General features: G+C 72.6%; 8 protein-coding genes and 1 pseudogene. 5 read left to right on the top strand and 4 right to left on the bottom strand.

The window, feature by feature from the left end; genetic code table 11:
• Nucleotides 1-185: pseudogene (locus ACFU97_RS45995) on the bottom strand (cytochrome ubiquinol oxidase subunit I); the annotation flags it as partial.
• Nucleotides 186-230: 45 nt separating this feature from the next.
• Here ACFU97_RS45995 and ACFU97_RS45990 point away from each other — a divergent pair.
• Nucleotides 231-839, top strand: coding sequence for an RNA polymerase sigma factor (locus ACFU97_RS45990; protein WP_384269266.1), 609 nt, complete (start codon nucleotides 231-233; stop codon nucleotides 837-839).
• A complete protein-coding gene (locus ACFU97_RS45985) occupies nucleotides 832-1,803 on the top strand; it encodes a CU044_5270 family protein (protein ID WP_384269264.1) in 972 nt (323 codons plus the stop codon). The genes ACFU97_RS45990 and ACFU97_RS45985 overlap by 8 nt, the downstream gene beginning before the upstream one ends.
• A 15-nt stretch (nucleotides 1,804-1,818) precedes the next feature.
• Here the strand turns inward: ACFU97_RS45985 and ACFU97_RS45980 are convergent, their stop codons facing one another.
• Nucleotides 1,819-2,040, bottom strand: a complete 222-nt coding sequence (locus ACFU97_RS45980) for a hypothetical protein (protein WP_384269261.1) — start codon at nucleotides 2,038-2,040, stop codon at nucleotides 1,819-1,821.
• Entirely contained in the window at nucleotides 2,028-2,393 is a 366-nt protein-coding gene (locus ACFU97_RS45975) for a nuclear transport factor 2 family protein (RefSeq protein WP_384269259.1), read from the bottom strand. Before ACFU97_RS45975 ends, ACFU97_RS45980 begins: the two co-directional genes overlap by 13 nt.
• Nucleotides 2,394-2,565: 172 nt before the next feature.
• On the opposite strand from ACFU97_RS45975, the gene ACFU97_RS45970 reads away from it, so the two are divergent.
• Nucleotides 2,566-2,853 (top strand): hypothetical protein, encoded by a 288-nt coding sequence (locus ACFU97_RS45970; protein WP_384269257.1) that lies wholly within the window; start codon nucleotides 2,566-2,568, stop codon nucleotides 2,851-2,853.
• Between the two features lie 145 nt (nucleotides 2,854-2,998).
• On the opposite strand, the gene ACFU97_RS45965 is transcribed toward ACFU97_RS45970, so the two are convergent.
• Nucleotides 2,999-4,756 carry an ABC transporter ATP-binding protein gene (locus tag ACFU97_RS45965; protein ID WP_384269255.1) on the bottom strand — a complete coding sequence of 586 codons (1,758 nt, stop codon included), beginning with the start codon at nucleotides 4,754-4,756 and terminating at the stop codon, nucleotides 2,999-3,001.
• A gap of 166 nt (nucleotides 4,757-4,922) precedes the next feature.
• On the opposite strand from ACFU97_RS45965, the gene ACFU97_RS45960 reads away from it, so the two are divergent.
• Nucleotides 4,923-6,011, top strand: a complete 1,089-nt coding sequence (locus ACFU97_RS45960) for an S-(hydroxymethyl)mycothiol dehydrogenase (RefSeq protein ID WP_384269252.1) — start codon at nucleotides 4,923-4,925, stop codon at nucleotides 6,009-6,011.
• Nucleotides 6,011-6,640 (top strand): MBL fold metallo-hydrolase, encoded by a 630-nt coding sequence (locus ACFU97_RS45955; RefSeq protein WP_384269250.1) that lies wholly within the window; start codon nucleotides 6,011-6,013, stop codon nucleotides 6,638-6,640. Before ACFU97_RS45960 ends, ACFU97_RS45955 begins: the two co-directional genes overlap by 1 nt.
• The last annotated feature ends 39 nt before the right edge of the window (nucleotides 6,641-6,679 follow it).

Here is a 6,679-nt window from a genome sequence, read left to right as displayed (position 1 = left end):
GCCAGTTCGGCGCGCATCAGCAGCGCCATCACGCCGCCGATCAGGAAGAACGCGAACGACGTGACGAGATACAGCGTCCCGATCGTCTTGTGGTCGGTGGTCGTCAGCCACTTGAGGTGCCTCATGCCCCGCCTGTGTCCGCACCCGGCCCACCGGTCACACTCGTACCATGCGACGAGGATCACGGAAGTGGGTGTGACGATCCGGCCGGTGCCGGACAGAGACGGAACATGAGCAACGACGAGATCTTCGCCGCTGCCTATCGCGAGCACTACTGGGCGGTCAGCCGCTATGTCGCGCGGCGACTGGACGGGCGGGCCGGCGAGGTGGAGGAAGTGGTGGCGGAGGTGTTCACGGTCGCCTGGCGGCGCCGGGCCGACCTGCCGGGGTCCCCGCTGCCCTGGCTGTACGGCGTGGCACGCAACTGCCTGGCGAACGCGGTACGCGGCCACGGCCGGCGCCGCCGGCTGCTCGACCGGATCGGCAACGACGAGAGCGCGCACGGCCGGCAGATCGTGGCGAGCCCCGACGCGGAGGCGCCGGGCGCCTGGGTGCACGAGGCGCTGGCCCGCCTCTCCGGCGCCGACCAGGAGGTCCTGCGCCTGACGGCGTGGGAGGAGCTGGACGTCGACGAGGTCGCCGTCGCCCTGGGATGCGGCCGGCGGGCCGCCGCGATGCGGCTGCACCGCGCCCGGCGCCGGCTCAGAGCCGAGATAGACCGCATGCACCCCACCCCCACGACCGGCCAGGCGGCCGCGCAAACGGCCGCGGCGCGTCCCACGGCCGAGCAGCCGACCGCCGCGCACCCGGCAGCCACGAAGGAGCACGATCATGGCTGACGAACTCGACCTCCTGCGCCGCGCCAACCCGGTGCCGGTCGACGGCCCCCACTACGGCGACGGCCCCCTGGACCACGACGCCGAGCGCCGGCTGAACCGGCTGCTGCACGAACCGCCCGCCGCCCGCCGCACCCGGCTCGCCTGGAGCCTCGCGGCGACCCTCGTCGTCGCGGCGACGGCGCTGGCGCTGCTGCTCGGCGGCCCGAGCACCGCCCCCGCCATCGCCGCACCCCGTCCGCTGGTCGTCCGGACCGACTCCCCGCCCGTGTCCCTGAGGGAACTGGCGGACCGGGCCGAGCGGCAGGTGGCGGCCCCGGGCGCGCCGACGCTGCGCAAGGGCACGCATGTGCAGTCCTGGAGCCTCGGCATGAGCGACGACAAGCCCCCGGTGACGCTGCCCGAGGAACGCGTCGTGCGCTGGAAGGCCGACGGCAGCCACACCGAGCTGGTCGTGGCGACCGACCCGCGCCACCCGGGACGGCCGGTCCTGCGCGACGACGGCGATGCTCCGCACCTGGTCGAGGACGGCCACGTCGTCAGCAGGCAGACGTATCCGCCGAGCTGGAGCGACGCCCCGCCCGAGTCACCGCCCCCGCACGACACGGCCCGCCTGCTCGCCTATCTCCAGGAGGCCTCGTACACGAAGACCGCCCTGACCACCCCCGAGCTCCTGGACGCCGTGGGCCAGTTGCTCGGCCACTGGACGCTCGGCGCCCGCGAGTCCGCGACACTCGCCCGGCTCCTCGCCCAGACCGGCGGGCTGCGGCCGGCCGGCCGCGTCACGGACCGGCTCGGACGCAGCGCAGAGGCGTACGTCTACACGGGGGCGGGCACCCGGCGGCTGCTGATCATGGCCCCGTCCACCGGCGCGGTCCTCGGTCTGGAGACCGTCTTCACCCGGGCCGACCCGGAGTACGGCGTCAAGGCAGGTGACGTCATGGAGTACAGCGCCTGGATGCGCTGAGCGACCGCTCGGGCATCAGCGGCGCAGGGCGTGCCGCCTGCGGGCGGCGGGAAGGGTGCGGGCGCGTCCCGCGCGCACGACGGACCGCAGAAGCGCCAGGGAGGCCAGCCGCTGCGCCACGGTGGACCGCCCGGGCCGGCCCGGACGCGTGCGCCCCAGCGCCGCACGAGCCGAGAAGGTCCAGGTCAGTCTGGACGTGACCTGGACCCTCGCGGTTCTGCCTCCTACTCGTCCCATGCCTGGATCAGGATCTCCTCGGCGATCTTGCCGTCGCGCAGCGTGACCATCGACTCGGTCAGGACACGCGTCCCGTCCGAGTACCGGCACGACTGGCTGTAGGCGGCATGGTCGCCCTGGATGATGCACTGGTCGACCTTGTGCGTCATGTCCCGGCTGTAGATGTCCTCGAACAGTGCCCCGATCTCCTCGCGACCGCGCACGATCTTGGGCTTGCTGGGCTGGGTGTTGCGGTCCACGATGCGTATCTGCGCGTCGTCCGCGTAGAGCGACAGAAGGTCTGCCGCCGTGTGTCCTTCGACGCCCCGGCGCAGCGTGTCGGCGCTGAACGCGGGAGTTGCCGTGGTCCCCATGCTGACCTCCTCCGAAGGCCGCGACCCGACGAGGAGCGGGCCGCGAAGGGCCTCTCCTACGAGGCTCCTCCGCCGCGCCAGGCTCGGCAAGCGCAGCCGGAACGCTGCCCCTGACGGGTGAGTGACGTACCGTGCCCGTGACCGCCGGAGGTCCGTCGGCGTTGGGGGGAACATGATCTCAACACGACGTATCGTCGCCGCCGTTGGTCTCGCCGCCGGCGTCACCGCTCTCGCCGCGCCGTTCGCCAGCGCGTCCGACTCGACCATCCAGAACCGGGACGGGAGCGAGCTCAACCCGATCAGCGCGATCGACTCGCTCGCCACGGCCGGCATCCCGGCGGACCGCCAGGCCGAGATGCCGCGCCCCTCGGACCAGCTCAGCCGCCTCAACAACCTCCAGCAGCTGGACAAGGTCGCGGGCATGGGTTCCGCCGGGGCCGCGCTGCCGGGCGCGCTCTAGCCCGCCGACGTCACGTCGCCCGTCCGGGCGGGGGGCCGCCCGATCTTCCGGGCGCCCCTCGGCCATGTCACATAGCGGGCACTGCGCTCCTCCGCACGCGAAGCGTCGTTCACCTCGCGAACCCACGGCCAGCGCTCCCGACCGGTCAGCCGGCCGTCGCGAGGAACTGTGTGGCCGCCAGCTCGGCGTAGAGGGGATCAGCGGCGACCAGTTCGCGATGGGTGCCCACCGCGCGTACCCGGCCGGCGTCCATGACCACGATCCGGTCGGCCATCGTCACCGTGGAGAGCCGGTGGGCCACGACGAGGACCGTCGTCGTGCGCGACACGTCGGCGACGGTGTCCCGCAGCGCCGCCTCGTTGACGGCGTCGAGCTGCGAGGTGGCCTCGTCGAGCAGCAGCAGCCGCGGCCTGCGCAGCAGCGCACGGGCGATGGCGACCCGCTGCCGTTCGCCGCCCGACAGCTTGGTGCCGCGATGGCCGACCAGGGTGTCGAGCCCCTTGGGCAGCCTGGCCACCAGCCCGTCGAGGCGGGTCGTCTTCACCACCCGGGTGAGCGCGTCCTCGTCGGCCTCCGGGTTGCCCAGCAGCAGGTTGTCGCGCAGCGAACCGGAGAGCACCGGGGCGTCCTGCTCCACATAACCGATCGCCGACCGGAGTTGGGGCAGATCCCAGTCGCGCACGTCGCGTCCGTCGAGGGCGATGGTGCCGGAGCCGGGGTCGTAGAACCGCTCGATGAGGGAGAACACCGTGGTCTTGCCCGCGCCGGACGGGCCGACGAACGCCGTCATGCCGCGGGCCGGCACCGCGAACGTCACCCCGTGGTGCACGTACGGCAGATCCTCGGCGTACCGGAAGCGGACGTCGTCGAAGGCGAGCGCGGCCGGTTCGGCGCCGGGGGTGGGCAACGGGGCGGGGCGGGCCGCCGGTTCGGCGGGCAGTGTCAGCGCCTCCTGGATGCGGGCGAGGGCCGCGGACCCCGTCTGGTACTGCGTGATCGCGCCGACCACCTGCTGGATCGGCGACATCAGATAGAAGACGTACAGCAGGAACGCGACCAGCGTGCCCACCTCGATGGCGCCGGTCGCCACCCGCGCCCCGCCCACCGCGAGCACCGTGATGAAGGCGACCTGCATCGCCAGACCGGCCGTATTGCCTGCCGCGGCCGACCACTTGGCGGCCCGCACGCTCTGCCGCCACGACTCCTCGGCCGCGTCGTGCAGAGTCCTCTCCTCGCGGTGCTCGGCGCCGGACGCCTTCACCGTGCGCAGCGCGCCGAGGATCCGCTCCAGGGAGGCGCCCATCACGCCGACCGCGTCCTGCGCCCGGCGGCTCGCGCGGTTGATGCGCGGCACGATCACGCCGAGGACCGTGCCCGCGCCCAGGATCACGGCCAGGGTGACCAGCAGCAGCACCGGATCGACCAGCCCCATCATCACGACCGTCGCGACGAGCGTGAGCCCGCCCGTGCCCAGGCCGACCAGCGAGTCCGTGGTGACCTCGCGCAGCAGCGTGGTGTCCGAGGTGATGCGGGCCATCAGGTCGCCCGGCTCGCTGCGGTCGACCGCGGTGACGCGCAGCCTCAGCAGATACGACGACAGGGCGCGCCGCGCGCCGAGCACCACCGACTCCGCGGTGCGCCGCAGCACGTAGCCGCCCAGCGCGCCCACCGCCGCGTTGGCGACCACCAGCGTCGACATCGCCAGCAGCGCGCCGGTGATGGCGCGGTCGTGCGAGAGGTCGTCGATCAGCCCTCGGGCCACGAGCGGCAGCAGCAGCCCGGTGGCGCCCGTGACGAGCGAGAGCAGAGCGCCCGTCAGCAGGGCCCACCGGTGCGGTCGTACGTAGGCGAGGAGCAGCCGCCAGGGAGGCGGGCTCGGCTCGGTGTCTGCGGCGATGCTCACGGCGCTCCTCGGCGGTCGTGCGGAGCATTCAGGCTACGTCGGCGGCCGAGGCGCGGGCGCGGCCATTTCGGGGCTGCCGTACGCACCGTCGCGGCCGGCGCCGTTACTGATCAGTCACCCGTAGGGTCGAAGGGACGGACATACGCCGATGAAAGGGTTCAACACCATGGCGCAGGAAGTTCGCGGCGTGATCGCACCGGGCAAGGACGAGCCGGTGCGGGTGGAGACGATCGTCGTGCCCGACCCGGGACCCGGGGAGGCGGTGGTCCGGATCCAGGCCTGCGGAGTCTGCCACACGGATCTGCATTACAAGCAGGGCGGGATCAGCGACGACTTCCCCTTCCTGCTCGGTCACGAGGCGGCCGGGGTCGTGGAGTCGGTGGGGGAGGGCGTCACCGACGTGGCTCCCGGTGACTTCGTGGTCCTCAACTGGCGTGCCGTGTGCGGTCAGTGCCGGGCCTGTCTGCGCGGGCGGCCGTGGTACTGCTTCAACACCCACAACGCGAAGCAGAAGATGACCCTCGCCGCCACCGGCCAGGAGCTGTCGCCGGCGCTGGGCATCGGTGCGTTCGCGGAGAAGACGCTGGTGGCGGCCGGGCAGTGCACGAAGGTCGATCCGAGCGTGTCGGCGCAGGTGGCCGGTTTGCTGGGCTGCGGTGTGATGGCCGGGATCGGTGCGGCGATCAACACCGGCCAGGTCGGCCGCGGCGACAGCGTGGCCGTGATCGGCTGCGGCGGGGTGGGCGACGCGGCGATCGCCGGGGCGAACCTGGCGGGCGCGGCGAAGATCATCGCGGTGGACCTCGACGACCGCAAGCTGGCCAAGGCCCGAGAGATGGGCGCCACGCACACGGTCAACTCCAAGGAGACCGACCCCGTCGAGGCGATCCGCGAACTCACCGGTGGTTTCGGCGCGGACGTGGTGGTCGAGGCGGTGGGCCGCCCGGAGACGTACAAGCAGGCGTTCTACGCCCGCGACCTCGCCGGGACGGTGGTGCTGGTCGGCGTCCCGACCCCGGAGATGAAGCTGGAGCTGCCCCTGCTGGACGTGTTCGGCCGCGGCGGATCGCTGAAGTCGTCCTGGTACGGCGACTGCCTGCCCAGCCGCGACTTCCCGATGCTGATCGACCTGCATCTGCAGGGCCGGCTGCCGCTGGACAAGTTCGTCACCGAGACGATCGAACTCACCGACGTGGAGAAGGCGTTCGAGCGGATGCACCACGGCGACGTCCTGCGCTCGGTGGTGGTCCTCTGATGACCGCGCGCATCGAACGCCTCGTCACCTCCGGGCAGTTCACGCTCGACGGCGGCACCTGGGACGTCGACAACAACGTCTGGATCGTCGGCGACGACCACGAGGTGATCGTCATCGACGCGGCACACGACGCCGACGCCATCGTCGAGGCCGTGGGCGACCGTCGTCTGACGGCCATCGTGTGCACGCACGCCCACAACGACCACATCGACGCGGCGCCCGCGCTGGCCGACCGCACGGGAGCCACGATCTGGCTCCACCCGGACGACCTGCCGCTGTGGAAGCTGACCCACGCCGACCGCGACCCCGACGCCCATCTCGTCGACGGGCAGGTCATCGAGGCGGCGGGCGCCGATCTCACGGTGCTGCACACCCCCGGCCACGCGCCGGGCGCCGTCTGCCTCTACGACCCGGCGCTGGCCGCGGTCTTCACCGGCGACACCCTCTTCCAGGGCGGCCCCGGCGCGACCGGCCGCTCGTACTCGCACTTCCCGACGATCATCGACTCCATCCGTGACCGCCTGCTCGGCCTCCCGCCGGAGACGAAGGTGCTGACGGGACACGGCGATCCGACGACGATCGGGGCGGAGGCTCCGCATCTGGAGGAGTGGATCTCGCGGGGGCACTGAGCCCTTCCGCGCGGACGGTACGGGAACCGTGGCCGGGGT

The sequence above is a fragment of the Streptomyces sp. NPDC057616 genome (assembly GCF_042800575.1).
Lineage (GTDB): Bacteria > Actinomycetota > Actinomycetes > Streptomycetales > Streptomycetaceae > Streptomyces.
Note: the sequence above shows the minus strand (reverse complement) of the source record. Positions and strands in the feature narration are given on the sequence as shown.

What these genes read in the sequence shown, in the direction of transcription:
- ACFU97_RS45990 (WP_384269266.1), top strand. Translation starts at nt 231, where the DNA reads ATGAGCAACGACGAGATCTTCGCCGCTGCCTATCGCGAGCACTACTGG.
- ACFU97_RS45985 (WP_384269264.1), top strand. Translation starts at nt 832, where the DNA reads ATGGCTGACGAACTCGACCTCCTGCGCCGCGCCAACCCGGTGCCGGTC.
- ACFU97_RS45980 (WP_384269261.1), bottom strand. Translation starts at nt 2,040, where the DNA reads ATGGGACGAGTAGGAGGCAGAACCGCGAGGGTCCAGGTCACGTCCAGA.
- ACFU97_RS45975 (WP_384269259.1), bottom strand. Translation starts at nt 2,393, where the DNA reads ATGGGGACCACGGCAACTCCCGCGTTCAGCGCCGACACGCTGCGCCGG.
- ACFU97_RS45970 (WP_384269257.1), top strand. Translation starts at nt 2,566, where the DNA reads ATGATCTCAACACGACGTATCGTCGCCGCCGTTGGTCTCGCCGCCGGC.
- ACFU97_RS45960 (WP_384269252.1), top strand. Translation starts at nt 4,923, where the DNA reads ATGGCGCAGGAAGTTCGCGGCGTGATCGCACCGGGCAAGGACGAGCCG.
- ACFU97_RS45955 (WP_384269250.1), top strand. Translation starts at nt 6,011, where the DNA reads ATGACCGCGCGCATCGAACGCCTCGTCACCTCCGGGCAGTTCACGCTC.